Annotated in this window: 14 protein-coding genes and 2 pseudogenes; 5 read left to right on the top strand and 11 right to left on the bottom strand. The window is 75.5% G+C overall.

The features are described from left to right. Positions 1-51: 51 nt before the first annotated feature. Positions 52-1,077, bottom strand: coding sequence for a LacI family DNA-binding transcriptional regulator (locus ACFYOJ_RS15990; protein ID WP_356556813.1), 1,026 nt, complete (start codon positions 1,075-1,077; stop codon positions 52-54). Between the two features lie 74 nt (positions 1,078-1,151). On the opposite strand from ACFYOJ_RS15990, the pseudogene ACFYOJ_RS15985 reads away from it, so the two are divergent. Further along, a pseudogene (locus ACFYOJ_RS15985) lies at positions 1,152-1,856 on the top strand (ABC transporter ATP-binding protein); the annotation flags it as partial. Positions 1,857-2,095: 239 nt separating this feature from the next. Next, positions 2,096-2,209 (top strand): annotated as a pseudogene (locus ACFYOJ_RS15980) (methyltransferase); the annotation flags it as partial. Between the two features lie 113 nt (positions 2,210-2,322). Here ACFYOJ_RS15980 and ACFYOJ_RS15975 read toward each other — a convergent pair. Beyond that, positions 2,323-2,628: a hypothetical protein gene (locus ACFYOJ_RS15975; protein ID WP_356556812.1), complete on the bottom strand. Its 306-nt coding sequence runs from the start codon at positions 2,626-2,628 to the stop codon at positions 2,323-2,325. Between the two features lie 335 nt (positions 2,629-2,963). On the opposite strand from ACFYOJ_RS15975, the gene ACFYOJ_RS15970 reads away from it, so the two are divergent. Continuing rightward, positions 2,964-4,628, top strand: coding sequence for an alkaline phosphatase D family protein (locus tag ACFYOJ_RS15970; RefSeq protein WP_356556811.1), 1,665 nt, complete (start codon positions 2,964-2,966; stop codon positions 4,626-4,628). Between the two features lie 188 nt (positions 4,629-4,816). Next, on the top strand, positions 4,817-6,184 hold the full coding sequence (locus tag ACFYOJ_RS15965) for an alpha-lytic protease prodomain-containing protein (protein WP_356556810.1): 1,368 nt from the start codon (positions 4,817-4,819) through the stop codon (positions 6,182-6,184). Positions 6,185-6,275: 91 nt separating this feature from the next. Here ACFYOJ_RS15965 and ACFYOJ_RS15960 read toward each other — a convergent pair whose 3' ends face one another. The 6 genes from ACFYOJ_RS15960 to ACFYOJ_RS15935 form a co-directional block, all read right to left on the bottom strand. Then, positions 6,276-7,361, bottom strand: coding sequence for a serine hydrolase domain-containing protein (locus ACFYOJ_RS15960; RefSeq protein WP_356556809.1), 1,086 nt, complete (start codon positions 7,359-7,361; stop codon positions 6,276-6,278). Then, positions 7,358-8,278 (bottom strand): DUF6895 family protein, encoded by a 921-nt coding sequence (locus ACFYOJ_RS15955; RefSeq protein WP_356556808.1) that lies wholly within the window; start codon positions 8,276-8,278, stop codon positions 7,358-7,360. The genes ACFYOJ_RS15960 and ACFYOJ_RS15955 overlap by 4 nt, the downstream gene beginning before the upstream one ends. After that, the gene (locus tag ACFYOJ_RS15950; protein ID WP_356556826.1) at positions 8,275-9,219 is read right to left on the bottom strand and encodes a DUF6895 family protein; all 945 of its coding nucleotides are present in this window, start codon (positions 9,217-9,219) and stop codon (positions 8,275-8,277) included. Before ACFYOJ_RS15950 ends, ACFYOJ_RS15955 begins: the two co-directional genes overlap by 4 nt. Before the next feature lie 71 nt (positions 9,220-9,290). Further along, the gene (locus ACFYOJ_RS15945; RefSeq protein ID WP_356556807.1) at positions 9,291-9,998 is read right to left on the bottom strand and encodes a hypothetical protein; all 708 of its coding nucleotides are present in this window, start codon (positions 9,996-9,998) and stop codon (positions 9,291-9,293) included. 21 nt (positions 9,999-10,019) lie between these two features. Next, on the bottom strand, positions 10,020-10,202 hold the full coding sequence (locus ACFYOJ_RS15940; RefSeq protein WP_356556806.1) for a hypothetical protein: 183 nt from the start codon (positions 10,200-10,202) through the stop codon (positions 10,020-10,022). Between the two features lie 115 nt (positions 10,203-10,317). Beyond that, positions 10,318-11,784: an ornithine decarboxylase gene (locus ACFYOJ_RS15935; RefSeq protein ID WP_356556805.1), complete on the bottom strand. Its 1,467-nt coding sequence runs from the start codon at positions 11,782-11,784 to the stop codon at positions 10,318-10,320. 183 nt (positions 11,785-11,967) lie between these two features. Between ACFYOJ_RS15935 and ACFYOJ_RS15930 the strand changes: the two genes are divergently transcribed. Further along, positions 11,968-13,170 carry an amidohydrolase gene (locus tag ACFYOJ_RS15930; protein ID WP_356556804.1) on the top strand — a complete coding sequence of 401 codons (1,203 nt, stop codon included), beginning with the start codon at positions 11,968-11,970 and terminating at the stop codon, positions 13,168-13,170. Positions 13,171-13,283: 113 nt separating this feature from the next. Here the strand turns inward: ACFYOJ_RS15930 and ACFYOJ_RS15925 are convergent, their stop codons facing one another. From ACFYOJ_RS15925 to ACFYOJ_RS15915, 3 genes are all read right to left on the bottom strand, one after another. Continuing rightward, entirely contained in the window at positions 13,284-13,529 is a 246-nt protein-coding gene (locus ACFYOJ_RS15925; RefSeq protein ID WP_356556803.1) for a hypothetical protein, read from the bottom strand. A gap of 204 nt (positions 13,530-13,733) precedes the next feature. After that, on the bottom strand, positions 13,734-14,360 hold the full coding sequence (locus ACFYOJ_RS15920; RefSeq protein ID WP_356556802.1) for a class I SAM-dependent methyltransferase: 627 nt from the start codon (positions 14,358-14,360) through the stop codon (positions 13,734-13,736). A gap of 152 nt (positions 14,361-14,512) precedes the next feature. Then, positions 14,513-14,722 (bottom strand): hypothetical protein, encoded by a 210-nt coding sequence (locus ACFYOJ_RS15915; RefSeq protein WP_356556801.1) that lies wholly within the window; start codon positions 14,720-14,722, stop codon positions 14,513-14,515. Between the last annotated feature and the right edge of the window lie 228 nt (positions 14,723-14,950).

Below are 14,950 nucleotides of genomic sequence, written 5' to 3'. Positions count from 1 at the left end.
GGTCCTGCGGCCTCCGTCCCCCGGGACCGGGAAACCGCGCCCGACGGCCGGTCAGCGGACGACGAGGCTGGAGCGGCGCACCACCAGTTCGGGCTGGAGGACGACCCTCCGGTGGGTGTGGGCGCCGCCCGCGCCGCGCGACTCCGTCTCCTCCAGCAGGAGTTCGGCGGCGAGTGCGCCCATGGTGACGGCGGGCTGGCGCACCGAGGTGAGCGGGACGGCCGCCGCGGCGGCGAACTCGATGTCGTCGTACCCCACGATGGCCAGATCCTCCGGCACCCGGACACCCGCCGCGTACATGGCCTGCAGCAGCCCCAGCGCCAGCAGGTCGTTGGCGCAGAAGACGGCGGTGGGCCGGTCGGCGAGGCCGAGCAGGCGGGCGCCGGCGTCGCGGCCCGCGGCCACGTCGAGGCGTTCGGTGGGCAGTTCGCGCAGGGCGTCGGAAGGGAGTCCTGCCTCGGCGAGCGCGTTCAGGGCGCCGGTGCGGCGGTCGCGGACCTGGTGGAGGCCGGGCGGGCCGCTGACGTAGGCGAGGGAGCGGTGTCCGGCGTCGACGAGGTGGCGCACCGCCAGCGCGCCTCCCGCGACGTCGTCGACGGAGACCGAGCACTCGGTGGTGCCCTCGGCGACCCGGTCGACCAGCACGAAGGGGATGTTGTGGCGCCGGAAGCCCTCGATGTTGCGGCCGGTGGCGTCGGCCGGGGTCAGCAGCACGCCCCGCACCCGCTGTTCGGCGAAGAGCGAGAGGTACTCTGCCTCCTCGCCCGGACTCTGGGCGCTGTTGCAGACCATCACACCGAGCCCCGCCTCGCGCGCGGCCCGCTCGGCACCGCGCGCGACGTCCACGAAGAAGGGGTTGCCCATGTCGAGGACGAGCAGTCCCATGATCCGGCTGCGGCCGGCGCGCAGCTGGCGCGCGGACTCGCTGCGGACGTAACCGAGCCGGTCGATCGCGGCCAGCACCCGTGCGCGGGTATCGGCCGCGACGCTGGCCGGACGGTTGATGACGTTGGAGACCGTGCCCACGGATACTCCGGCGGCGCGGGCGACGTCCTTGATACCCACCGAAGGGGCCATCGGGCAGGGACCTCCAGGGTCGGTCTGGGAGGGGCGGCGGGAGGACCTTCAGATTACCCGCGCCGCACCGGGTCGCCCTGGTCACCCAGGACAAGCCGCTCTGCCCCCGCTTCACCGTGGCCGACACGCTGCGCATGGGCGGCAGGCTGAACTCCGTGTGGGACGCCGCGGTCGCCGAACGGGTCGTCCGCGAGGGCGGCATCGCCCGGACGGCGCGCGTGGGCGAGCTGTCGCCGGGCCGGCTCACCCGTGTGGCGCTCGCCCTGGCCCTCGGCAAGCGGCCCGGTCTGCTGCTGGACGAGCCGCTCGCCGGCCTCGACCCGGTGGTGCGCGGCGAGATCATGGCGACGCTCATGGCCGAGGCGGCCGAGCGCGAGGTGAGCATCGTGCTGTCCTCGCACGTCCTGCCCGAACTGGAACAGACCTGCGGCCGGGTGGTGCTGCTGCGGGACGGACGGGGCGAGCTGGGCGAGGACGCCGACGCGCTCCGCGAGGGCCGCGCCCTGGCCACCGCGCACGTCGGCGAGGAGCCCGCGCCGGACGGCCGCACGGTGGTGCACCGCCGGGCGCACGGACGGCGGCTGACCGCTCTCGTCCGGCCTCGGGGGCGGCTCGGCGGCGACTGGCACGTGGAGCGGCCGAGCCTGGAGGAGATCCTGCTCGGCCCCCTCCGCTCGGGCACCGACGGCCCGGCCGGCCACCGCCCTGCCGGTGACGGTCCGGCCGGCAGGGGTCCGGCCGGAAGCGGTCCGGCCGGCGAGACGAAGGAGGCGGCGTGAAAGGCTCGTTGTGGCCGGCCTGGCGTCAGCAGCGGAACCCGGCCGCCTGCGGCGCCGCCGTCCTGCTGGCCGTCGCCGCGCTCGCCGCGTACTTCCGCTCGGACATGCTCGACGATCTGCGCAGCGGGCTGTTCGACCACTGCGGTCCCGGGCCGCTGTACTGCAGCGGCCCGGACGACGGAGTGCCCCGGTTCCTGGACGTGGAGCCGCTCAGGCTCCTCGGGGCGCTCGACATCGCCCTGCTCGCCCTGGCCCGCAGGCACGGTCTGCACGCGCGGTTCACGGAGGACTGGGAGACGCGGCCGCACGGCCAGTCCAAGATCCGCGTCAGCCGCTCGCCCCTGCCGGCGTAACCGCCCGCCTCCGCTCCGCCCCGCGGCCGTGGTGCGGGACGAGTCGTCCGGCACCACGGCCGCGTCCCGTCACCCCGGGCCCACGGCTTCCGGGGGCAGACGCCCCCGGCGTCCTACGGCCGCGGATTCACGCGCCGCCACGCGGGGCGGGCGTCCGCGCCGTGCCGGCCTGCGACCGCGGCGCAGCGGGGGCAGACCCGGCGCACGGCGTCGGCCGCGCCGCCGGACTCGGGCAGTACGTCGCTCCAGGCGACGCCCGCGAAGCGGGTGAGCCGCGAGCGGTGCAGGGACAGTCCGCACACCGTCTGGTTCGTGCCCTGCTCCCACGCGTGCACCTCGCCGGCCGGCAGCCGGCGGTTGTCGTCCTCGTCCCACCAGCTCCCGGAGGCCGCCACCTCGTAGCGCCGTCTCCTGGCCATCGGCTCCGCCCGCCGCCTTCCCTCGTCGTGTACGCCTTCGCGCCCGCCCCGGGTTCCCCGGGCGCCGGACGGCCACACGCGCGTACCGCCTCCTGTGTGATCACCCCGCACGCCCTGCCCGTTTTGCGCGCTTCGTCTGCCTAGCATGCGGGGTCCGCGTCTCACGGGCCGGCGTCGTCGCACGCCGGGGCCCCGGGCGTGGACCGCGCACACCGGTCCGTCCCGACGCCGGCATCCCGGGGCCGGTGTGCGCGCGGCGACCGCCCGGGACCCCACCCCGCCTCGCCCCGTGCCGTTCGCCCCCGGACCCCCGCCCCCGTACGAGAGGACACCAGATGGCGCCCACGGGCCGTCACCGCGCACTGGCCGAGCACGCCTTCTCCCCGCACGACGCCGTGATGGGCGCCGCCGTCCGGCACCTGGGCCGCCGGCGCTTCCTCACGGTCACCGCGGCGGCCGCCGCCCTCGCCTTCTCCACCAACCTGCCCGCCCGCGGCGCGGTCGCCGCGCCCGAACGGGGCGGTGCCCGGATCGGCAAGGACCCCTTCACCCTCGGGGTCGCCTCCGGGGACCCCCTGCCGGACTCGGTGCTGCTGTGGACCCGGCTGGCGCCCGAGCCGTTCCTGGAGGACGGCGGGATGGGCACGGAGCGGGTCACGGTCGAGTGGGAGATGGCCGTCGACGAGCGCTTCGCGGCCGTCCTGTTCCGGGGCACCGCCGACGCCCACGCCGAGTACTCCCACAGCGTGCACGTCGACGTGAAGGGGCTGACGCCGGGCACCGTGTACTACTACCGCTTCCGGGCCGGGACGTGGATCAGCCCGACGGGCCGCACCCGTACCGCGCCCCCGGCCACCGGTGACGTCTCCGCGCTGCGCCTGGCCGCCGTCGCCTGCCAGGCGTACCAGGACGGCTACTACACCGTGCTCCGGCACGTCGCCGAGGACGACGTCGACGTGGTCTTCCACCTGGGCGACTACCTGTACGAGTACGCGGTGAACCCGGCGGGCGGGGAACGCCGTTACACCGGCGTCACGCTGCCCGACGTGTTCAACCGCGAGACCGTGACCCTCGCCGACTACCGGCTGCGCTACTCGCTCTACAAGAGCGACGAGGACCTGCGGGCCGCGCACGCCGCGCATCCGTTCGTCGTCACCTGGGACGACCACGAGACGGAGAACAACTACGCCGGCAGCGTCCCGGAGAACGACGTGCCGCCGGCCGAGTTCCTGCTGCGCCGCGCCGCCGCCTTCCGCGCCTACTGGGAGAACCAGCCGCTGCGCGCCGCCCAGCTCCCCCAGGGCCCCGACGCGCAGCTGTACCGCCGGCTGCACTGGGGCACGCTCGCCCAGTTCGACATCCTGGACACCCGCCAGTACCGCTCCGACCAGGCCTACGACGACCGTCCGCACGCCCCCGGGCCCGAGTCCGACGACCCGGCGCGCACCATCACCGGGGCCGCGCAGGAGAAGTGGCTGATCGACGGCTGGCGGGACTCGGCCGCGCTGTGGAACGTCATGCCGCAACAGGTCTGCTTCTCCCAGCGCAAGCTGGACGCGACGGCCGACGCCGCGCTGTCCATGGACGCCTGGGACGGCTACCGCGCCTCCCGTGACCGGGTCGTCGCCGGCGCCAAGTCGGCCGGGGTGGACAACTGGCTGGTCCTCACCGGCGACGTCCACGTGGCGTACGCCTTCGACATCAAGGACGACTTCGACGACCCGGAGTCCAGGACCCTCGGCACGGAACTGACCTGCTCCTCGGTGGCCAGCGGCCGGGACGGCGTGGAGAAGCCCGCCAACTGGGACACGTACATGCGGGCCAATCCGCACCTGAGGTTCTACAACGGCAAGCGCGGCTACGCCCGGGTCGAACTCGGCCGCCAGGCGGCCCGCGTGGACTTCCGGACGGTCTCCGCCGTCACCACGCCCGGCGCCTCCGTCACCACGGCCGCCTCGTTCGTCACCGAGGCGGGCGCCCCCGGGCTGAAGCCCGCCTGATCCGGGCGCCGCCGTACGGGCGCGTACTGCACTTGCCGCCCGCCGCGTCCCCCATCGCGCGAAAGACACCCCCGTTCCGCATCGCCGCAAAACCCCGCGGCAAGGCCTGTGGCTTCCCCGCGGACGCACCGTGCCCACGGTGGGCCGACGTCCCGCTTCTCGCACAGCCCTCGAAGGAGGCACATCGCATGGTCGGCAGACATGCCGCGCGCAGCCGCCGCGCCGCCCTGACCGCGCTCGGCGCCCTCGTCCTGACCACACTCCCGGCGGCCGCGGCGACGGCGCCCACGCCGGGTGCACAGCCCGCCGCGCGGACGCCGGCCGCGGGCGGGGCGCCGCCGCGGCTGCTGCGCGCCATGGAGCGCGACCTCGGCCTGACGGCGGGCCAGGCGTCGGTCCGGCTGGTCAACGAGGCGGAGGCCGGCACCCGCGCGGGTCTGCTGCGCAACGCCCTGGGCGACCGTTTCGCCGGGGCCTGGGTCAGCGGCACGACCTCCGCGCAGCTGACCGTCGCCACCACCGACGCCGCGGACACGGCCGCGATCGAGGCGCAGGGCGCGAGGGCGGCCGTCGTCGGGAAGTCACTGGCGGAGCTCGTGGCGGTCAAGGAGAAGCTGGACGCGGCGGCCGCCCGCACCCGGACCGACGAGACACCGGTCTGGTACGTCGACGTGCGGGCCAACCGGGTCGTGGTGCAGGCCACCGGCGAGCCGGCCGCGGCGGCCTTCGCCGAGGCCGCCGGGGTCCCGGCCGGGGACGTGGGCGTCCGGGTGTCCGCGCACCGGCCCCGGCTGCTGAAGGACCTCGTCGGCGGCGACGCCTACTACATCGACGGGCGGGCCCGCTGCTCCATCGGCTTCTCCGTCGTCAAGGAGCAGCAGCAGGGCTTCGCCACGGCCGGTCACTGCGGCGGGCCGGGCGCGAGGACCACCGGCTCCGACGAGAGCGAGCAGGGCACCTTCCAGGGCTCCGTCTTCCCCGGCAAGGACATGGCCTGGGTGGGTGTCAACGCCGACTGGACCGCCACGCCCGACGTCAAGGCGCAGGACGGGCAGAAGGTGCAGGTCGCCGGCTCGGTGGAGGTGCTGGTCGGGGCATCGGTGTGCCGCTCGGGCTCGACCACCGGCTGGCACTGCGGCACGGTCCGGCAGCACGACACCAGCGTCAGCTACGCCGAGGGCACCGTCGACGGGCTGACCGAGACCACGGTGTGCGCCGAACCCGGCGACTCCGGCGGCCCCTTCGTCGCGGGCGTCCAGGCCCAGGGCACCACATCGGGCGGCTCCGGTGACTGCACCGGCGGGGGCACCACCTTCTACCAGCCGGTCAACCCGCTGCTCGGCGCCTTCGGCCTCACCCTGAGGACCACCTCAGCCCAGTCCGCCACACCCTCGCCGCAGGACAACGCGGCGGCGGACGCCTGGGCCGCGGGCCGGGTCTACGAGACCGGCGTCACGGTCTCCTACGAGGGCCGGCGCTACCGCTGCCTGCAGAACCACCAGGCGCAGGGCGTCTGGGCACCGGGGAGCACGCCGGCCCTGTGGCAGCGCGTGTGACGGGAGCGCGGGACGCCTGACGGACACGCCGGTGGCGCGGGGAACGGCCCCGCGCCACCGGCGTGTCCGCGTCCGCTGTGCCGCTGTCCCGCTATCCCCCGGCGAGGAGCGCGTAGGCGGTGGCGATGAACGGGTCGCGGGCGCGGAAGCGACGGGTGCACACCGCCGCCAGGGCGGTGCCGGTGTCGGGCCGGAAGCCGAGGAAGGCCTGCTGGCCGAGGGTGGCCCCGCTGTGGAAGTACATCGGCCCGCCGTCGGTGGGGTGCCGGAACCAGGCCGTCGTGTGCACGTGCCGGTGGCCCAGGCCGCGCCGCAGCACCGGTACCCGTACCGCGCGCAGGGCGCCGGCCAGGGGCGAGCCGTCCGGGGCGAGGTGGGCCTCGAGGAAGGCGAGCAGGTCGTGCGGGGTGGCGCGGACGGCCCCGGCCGCCTGGAAGCCTCCCGCGTCGAAGGGCGGGACGGGGGTGCGCCCGTCCTTGCCGTGCCCGACGGCGTCGGTCTTCGGGTCCTCGGCCCTCAGGGCCGTGCCGCTCAGCCCGAGGGGGCGCAGGACCTGCTCGGTGAGCAGGTCCTCCCACGCCGTGCCGGTGACGGCGGCGACGGCGTGGCCGAGGACGGAGACGCCGAAGTTGGAGTAGTGCCAGCGGGTGCCGGGCCGGTGCCGGGGGCGGTGGCCGAGGAAGGCGTCGATCACGCGGGCGGCCGGGTAGCGGGCGTAGGGGTTGGTGCGCCAGGCGGGCAGGGCGCGCGGGAGGAAGTCCCGGGGCAGCGCGGGCAGTCCCGCGGTGTGGGTGACGAGGTGGGCGAGGGTCACGGGGTGGGGGCCGGCGGACCGGCCGGGGTCCAGGCAGGCGGCGGCCGGTTCGCCCCCGGTCAGCACGCCGCCTCGGATCAGCCGGGCCAGCAGCAGGCCGGCGAAGGTCTTGGAGGCCGACCCGGTCTCGTAGCGCAGGTCCTCGCGGGGGGTGGCGGGGGGCGGGCCCGTGCCGCCGCTGTGGAGGGTGCGGCGGCCGTGGCGGGACACGGCGAAGACGGCGTCGGGCGCGTCGGCGGCGTCGACGGCGGCGGCCAGCCGCTCGCGCAGGCCGCCGTCGGCGGGAGCGGGGGCGGGGGCGGCCTGCGGGACGGTCTCGTCGTCGGCGGGGAGGCCCGGCCAGGGACGGTGGGGGGCCGTCATGAGGCCGCGTGCGCCAGCTCGGTGAGGGCGCGTGAGGTGGCCAGCAGGGAGGCGAAGGCGGCGACGAGCGTCGGATGATAGACGATGTCGAACACCGTGTCGGGGTCGCCCTCGGGCATGGTGCGGATCGCGGGCATGGCGCCGTCGGGCTGCTGAGCTGCGGCGAAGCCCTCCCAGGCCGCCCGGTCGAGGGTCGGGCGGGGCAGGCAGGCGTCGACGACGAGGAGTTCGCCGAGGAGGTCCCAGCGCTGCAGGTCCAGCCAGTCGTCGAGCCAGACCGGCAGCCAGGTGGCGAGGTAGTCGGCGATGCCGGGCGGCAGGCCGCCCGGGTTCTCGCCCCAGTCGGTGAGGTGGAAGACGGTGTGCGTGATGTCGTAGGCCGTGTGGCCCTCGACCGTCCACGGTTCGGGGGTGGCGGCGAGCCAGGTGCCGGCGACGAGGTCGGCCTCGGGCGGCCGGGCCGGCAGGCCGAAGCGGCGCTGGAAGGCGGACAGGCCCAGCCGGCGGGTGGGCGTCACCGGGAACCGCACCCAGCTGTCGAGGCGGTGGTTCAGTACGGTGGCGCGCTCGATCTCGGGCTGGCTGTAGCCCAGTTCCTTGAACGGGACGTACACCTCGAAGGGGACGGGTGAGAACGGCTCGACGCGCTGGCCGCGCACCAGCATGCGGCCGCCGTCCAGGGTCTCCCGCCAGGTGTGGTCGAGGAGCCGGCGGGCCAGTTCCGCCTGGCGGGAGCCGGCCACGCCCTCGCGGAACAGCACCGTGCAGACGAGGGCGAGTTCGCCGATCGGCTTGAAGCGTTCCAGGAATCCCACCTCGGGGTCGACGTCCGGCTCCAGCCGGAATCCGTCGCGGTGGGCCCACAGCCACTCCAGGGCGCCGACGCCGACGTGGTGGATCAGCCGGGTGTCCGTCATCGCAGCGCTCCTTGTCCGACGGGCCGGGGCTCCGCGTTCCGGGACCGTGCCGCCGTCAGGGCCGCCGCGAACGCCGCCATGAGGGTGGAGTGGTAGCAGTCGGTGAAGTCGTAGGGGTCCTTCGCGGGGGCGGGCGCGGCGGCGTCCTGCACGGCGCCCTCCTCGGGGACCGTGCCCGAGGGGTGCTGTGCCGCCGCGAGGCGCTGCCAGGCGTCGCGCAGGACGGCCGGCGGGGGCGGCTGGGGGACGCTCGCCGCGACCGCCAGCAGTTCGCAGCTCAGGTCCCACATCCTGGCCTCCAGGCAGGTGTCCAGCCAGGGCGGCAGCCAGTGCCGCAGGTACGTCGCCAGGTGCGGGGGCACGCCCCGGGCGGTGCGTCCCCAGTCGGTGAGGTGGAAGACGACGTGGGTGAGCGCGTAGCCGGCGGCACGCTCGAAGGTCCAGGGTTCGGGCAGGCCGCCGAGCCAGGTGCGGTCGAGCGCCTGCCCCGGCGGGGCGTGCGGGGGGATGCCGCTGTGCCGTTCGGCCTCGAGGACGCCGAGGCGCCGGGTGGGGTACTGCTCGGTCAGCCGCCAGCCGCGGGTGCGGGCGATGAGGGCGGCGGACGCCTCGTAGCCGGGGTGGCGGTGGCCGGCCGAGGCGAAGGCGGCGTACACCTCGAGGGGGTAGGTGGCGAAGGGTTCCAGCGACTGCATCAGCCGGAACATCTCGCCTTCGCCGGTCTGCTGCCAGGCGAAGTCCAGCAGGGCGCGCACGCGGGCGTGCAGCGGGTCCGCCGACGGGGTGCACAGGGCGACCGACGCGCAGACGCGGGCCAGTTCGCCCAGGGGTTTCCAGGTGCGGTTCACCTGGCCGTCGGCCGCCAGCGCGTCCTCGCCGAGCGCGAAACCCTCGCGGTGCTCCCACACCCAGTCCAGCGCGGCCTCCTCGATCCGCCGCACCCGCCGGGCGTCCTCCTCGTCCCACCCGCCGTCCCGCGCCGCCCCGGCCGTGCCGACGGCGTCCACGGTGCTCACAGCAGGACCGCGGCGGGCATCAGCCGCGCCGCCTCCAGCTGCAGGGCCACTCGCGGGTCGCCGCCGCCCATGAGCCGTACGAAGTCCAGGCCGGCCTCCAGGCCGAGGGTGTCCGGTACGCCGTCCAGGAGGGTGAGCCAGCGTCCGGCACCGGCCGCCTGCTGCCAGTCACGGCGGCGTACCGCCCGCACGAAGCCGCGGGCGACGTCCACCGGGCGGCGCCGGGCCGCCCGGGTCACCGCGCACTCCTCGCCGGGCAGCGCCAAGGGGGCGAGCACGGCGAGCTGGTGGGTCAGGTACTGCCAGCCGGCGTCGTCGAGCCAGCCGGCGTCGGGTTCCGCCGCCCCGTCACCGGCGAGCGGCGCGGGCAGGGGTTCTCCGAGGCGCCGCAGGGTCCGGGCCATGGCCCAGTGACTCCATACGACGGCGGGGGCCGCGTCGGCGCGCGGCGGATGGGCCGCCACCGCGTCCTTGAACACGGCGAGTCGCCCCGGGTCGGCCGGAACGCCCAGGAGGACGGCGGGCAACAGCGTGTCGGCGCCCAGTACGCGGACCGCCGCACGTGCGACGCTCCCGCCCGCACCGCTTCCCGCCGGGGTGCCGCTCGCTCGCACGTGGTCTCCGCCCCGAAGGGCGGAGACCACGTCGGAAGCGAGGTCCAGCACCGTTCCCTGAAGAAGGGACGACGTGCTCGACTGCTCCATCTCACTGCTCCCGTCGGTCCGTCAGCCCTTCTTCGGGCGCGGGGTCGGCGGGGAGAGCAGCAGGTGGGTGCCTCCGGACTGCAGGGCGAGCGCTGCGCACTCGCGGCTGTCGCGGAAGACTCCGTCCGGCTCGGCGGGGTCGAGCACCGCTTCGATGTCGACGTTCTCGATGACTTCCTCGAGCACCTTGTCGTTGGAAGGCATTTCACCATCTCCCTCTGGTAGCCAAAGGCCTTCACACCACAGGTGTCCGGTAAGTCACAAAACATGCCTCTCTTCTCAAAAATCCCCGAAGGCAGTTTTTTGACAAAACGGGCAGTCAGAGTGCTTTGCGGACCACGCGCAGCGTCCGGAGCGAGGGGTCGGCGGCGTCCGGGATCAGAACGCCGTGCTCGACGCCGCTGCGCAGGTAGTCGAGGACCTCGTCGGTGACGACCTCGCCGGGGGCGATCACGGGCACGCCCGGCGGATACGGGCTGACCGTCTCCGCGCAGACACGTCCGGCGGCCCGTTCGGCCGGCACGTGCTCCGTCTCGGCGAAGAACGCGGTACGCGGCGGCATGGCCTGTTCCAGCTCCAGCACCGAGGGCTCGGGCAGGTGGACGGGCGGGCGGCGTCCGATGGAGCCGGCCCCTTCGGCGAGCGCGCGCAGGGCGCCGGTCAGGACCTCCTCGGTGTGGTCGTCGTCGGCGTGGGTGATCGAGGCGCTGATCCGGCAGGTGTCGGAGCCGCCGAGGTCCACGTGGTGGTGGTCCCGCAGCCATTCGGTCGCCTGCATGCCGCTGATGCCCAGTTCCCGCACGTCGATCACGATCTTGAGGGGGTCGTAGGCGGCGGCGAGTCCCGCGTCGACCACCTCCTGCCCCATGGGCCGCAGACCGGGCAGGTCCGCGGCCGCCGCCCGGATCCGCTCCGCGCGGCCGAGGGCGGTGTCCAGCAGGCCGTGGCCCTGTTCGACCATCTGCCGGCGCCAGCCGTCGAGCGCGGCGTACACCAGTGTCGAGGCGCTCGTCGTGCCCAGCAGGTCCTCGCGCTGCGCCAGCACCTCGGGAGATACCCGGTCGTACTGGAGGTGGAAGACGGAGCTCTGCTCGATGGCGCCGCCCATCTTGTGGACGCTGGTCACCACCAGGTCGGCCTCGGCGTCCATCCCCCAGGCGGGCAGGGCGGGATGGAAGGGCAGATGGGCGCCCCATGCCTCGTCCACGATGAGGGGGACGTCGTACTCGTGGCACACCCGGGCCACACCGGCGATGTCCGCGCAGGTGCCCCAGTCGGTGGGCGTGATCAGCAACATGCCCTTGGCGTCCGGGTGTTCCTCCAGCCTGCGGCGTACGTCGTCCGGCTCGGGCGGGTGGGCGAGGTGCCGCTCGGTGTCGAACTTCGGGTGCACCCAGACCGGTTCGACGCCGTTGACGACGACCGCCGCGACCACCGCCTTGTGCGCGTTGCGCGACAGCAGCAGCTTCTCGCCGGGGCCGGCCACGGCCAGCATGGCGGTCTTGACCGACAGGGAGCTGCCGCAGGTGGAGAAGAAGGCCCGGTCGGCGCCGACGGCGTCCGCCATCAGCTCCTGGGCCTGGCCGATCACCCCCTGGGACTGGCGGCGGTCGTCGAGTCCGTTGAGGGACAGGACGTCCGAACGGAACACGTCCATCCCGAGGATCTCCGCGACCCGCGGATCGACCCCGCGCCCCTGCTTGTGTCCCGGCGGGCCGTAGGCGATGTCGCCCCGGCGCCGGAAGTCCCGCAGCGCCTCCAGCACGGGCACCCGTGAGTGGTCCATCGTTCCTCCCGCGTCGGTTCGGGCGCCGCCCGTCCGTGATCCACGGCTCCGCGGCGCATGGAACGTATTGCACCCGCCCGGCCGGCGAAACCCGGCGGGTGTCACGGCACCCGGACGGTGGCACCCGCACCGTACGGACCGTCAGGCCGTCAGGCCGTCAGGAACGCGACACGAGGAGGCCGCGTGGCCCGCACGCCCGAGGACGTCCACGAGGACGTCCACGAGGAGATCCGCCGGGAGGTGGCCGGCCGGGCCGCGGCGCTGTGGGACGTCGCGCTGCGGCTGCACGCCGACCCCGAGTACGCGTTCGCCGAGCACCGGGCGGCCGCCCTGCTCACGGGCGAACTGGAGGACGCCGGATTCACGGTCGAGCGCGGTACCGCGGGGATGCCGACCGCGTTCACCGCCCACTCGGGCGAGGGCCGCCCGGCCGTGGCGCTGCTGCTGGAGTACGACGCGCTGCCCGGCCTCGGTCACGCCTGCGGCCACCACCTCATCGCGGCGGCGGGCCTCGGCGCGGCGCTCGCGCTGCACGCCGTCCTGGGCGGCTCCGCGGGCTGCGTGACGGCGGTGGGCACGCCCGCCGAGGAGGGCGGGGGCGGGAAGGCCGTCGAGGCGGACGCCGGGGTGTTCGACGGGGTGGACGCGGCGCTGATGTTCCACCCGGGGGTGTACGACTGGCGGCGGGCGCCGCTGACCGCGCAGGTGCAGTACCGGGTGGCCTTCCACGGGCGGGCGGCGCACCCCACGGGCAACCCGACCGAGGGCGTCGACGCGCTCGCGGCCCTCGTGGAGCTGTTCAACGTGCTGGCCGTGGTGGGCCGGCGGCTGCCGGAGGCCTCCCACGTGCAGGGCATCGTGACGCACGGGGGCACCGCCACGAACATCGTCCCCGACTTCGCCGAGGGGCGGTTCGGGCTGCGCGCGGCCACCTCACGGGCGCTGGACGAGCTGATCGGGCAGCTGCGCGCGTGCGCGGAGGGCGTAGCCCGGGCGACCGGCACCCGGGCCGAGGTGGAGCGCGCCACGGTCCGCTACGACCACTTCCGGGACAGCGGGGTGCTGTCCGACCGGTTCGCCGCGCACCTGTCCGCGGCGGGGATCGAGCTGACGCCGCCGGTGCCGGGCGTGTACCTGGGCTCGTCGGACATCGGCAACGTGAGCACGCGCGTGCCCGCCGTCCACCCCTTCGTCGCGATCATGGGCGAGGACGGTTCCGACCACACCCCCGAGTTCGCCGCGGCCGGCGTCTCGGAGCGGGCCCGCCGGGTGCTGGTCGCCGCGACCGCGGCACTGGCGTGTACGGCAGCCGACGTGCTGCTGCGCCCGGAGCTGCGGGAGGAGGCCTGGGCCGGGCACCGCGCGGCGGAGGCGGCGGAGGGCTGATCCGCCGCCTCCGTCCCGCCGTCCGGTCCGCCCCGCCGCCCGGGCCCGCTTTCCCGGCTCCGTCCTTCCGGGATGTGCGGCCTCGGTTCCGTCGCCCGGGCCGGGCGCGTCGTTCAGGCCCCGGGCTCCTCGTCGCGGGGGTCGTCCGTCCGGTCCGCGTCCCGGGTGCCGACACCCTTCAGCGGCTCGCCCGCGGTCGTGCCGCGCTTCGGCCGGTAGCCCTCGTCGGCGGTCGCCGTGCCCCGCACCGTGCGCTCGCGGGCCTGGCTCTCGGAACCCGAGTGGGCTCCCGGTTCGTCGCCGCGTGCCCGCGCGTACCGGTCGTCCGGGCGGTCCTCGCGCTTCTTGTCGCCGGTCATCTGCGCACCTCCGGTCGGTGTTCGGCTGACGGTGCCGGGTTCCCCCGGGGCGGAGGGGGAAACGGCGGCGAGGGACGCGGAGGCGCTCACGCCCCGCCGCCCTCCCGCGGGAGCACGGCGGGCAGGCCGTCGCGGCCGGCCGGGGCCACCGGTGACACAGCGTGCGGTGGGCGGCGGCGGCAGGTCACCGGCCGCGTCCGCGTCTCACACGCGCCGCAGCCGCCACACGTGGTCGTCGCGGAAGCCCTCGGTGCCCTCGGGCGAGGTGCTCGGCCGGCGTACGGTCTCCCTGGTCCCGACGGCCCACCCGGCGTCCGGCAGGGCGAGTTCCCCGAGGACTCCGTCCAGGGTGGGGAAGTCGGCGTCGAAGGGCGGCTCGGTCTGCCAGGAGGGCCAGCCGGCGTGCAGGACGACCAGCAGGGTGCCGCCGTCCGCGACGGCACGCGCGGCGGCGCGCAGGACCGTCTGCCGGTCCAGGGGCACCGGGGACTGCAGGTAGTGGGCGCTCACCAGGTCGAAGGTGCCCTCGGGGAAGGAGCGCCCCAGCTCGTGGCGCTCCCAGGCGACGCGGTCGCCGACCCCGGCCTCGGCGGCGTGCGCGGCGGCGCGTTCGAGGGCCGTGGCGGAGATGTCCACGCCGGTCACCCGCCAGCCGCGCGTGGCCAGCCACACGGCGTCCGCTCCCTCGCCGCAGCCCAGGTCCAGGGCGGTCCCGGGGGTGAGGCCGGCCGTCTCGCGCACGAGCAGGTCGTTGGGGCGGCCGCTCCAGACGCGGGCGGTGTCGCGGTAGCGGGCTTCCCAGAAATCGGCGGGTGCGGGGGTGTCGGTCACGGGTGCCTCCTGAGGAACGGGCAGCGTCGTCGGTTCGGGGCGGGCACGCGAGGCGCGCGGTCCGTCCCGGGCCAGGCTGCCCCCGTCCGGGCGCCGGCGGCGAACGGCTTTGCCGGAACGGCAAGCGGATCATCCCCCTCCGGTCGCAGGCGTCAGCGCAGGGGCGCGGCCCCGGACTCGGACGGATCACCGCCGCGCACCCACACGTTGCGCGCGAAGGGGATCTCGGTGCCCGCCTCGTCCAGCGCTTCCTTGCCCCGGCGGCGCAGTTCGCGGGTGACGGCCCACTGCTGCAGCGGCGCGGTCCTCGCCGCGACGCGCACCACGACCCCGTCGGGCTCCAGCACGGCGCTGCTGAGCACCGAGCCGATGGTGCGGGCCCGCTGTTCGCGCCGCCGCCTCGCCCGGGTCCGGTCGCGGTGCGGTACCGCGGGGCACGGCCCGGCCGCCGGGAACGGGCCCGCTCGGGCTCGCCGGCCGACGGTTCCGGTACGCGCTGCACGACCCGGACCCGGAGGCACGCCCCGTCCCGTTCGCCGGAAAAATTGCCTTTCACGCCATGTGTCCGGCCGTTGCCCCGTCTTCACACG

The organism is Streptomyces sp. NPDC006384 (assembly GCF_042870695.1).
In the GTDB taxonomy this organism is placed as follows: Bacteria; Actinomycetota; Actinomycetes; order Streptomycetales; family Streptomycetaceae; genus Streptomyces.
This window is presented reverse-complemented; position numbering and strand designations above follow the sequence as displayed.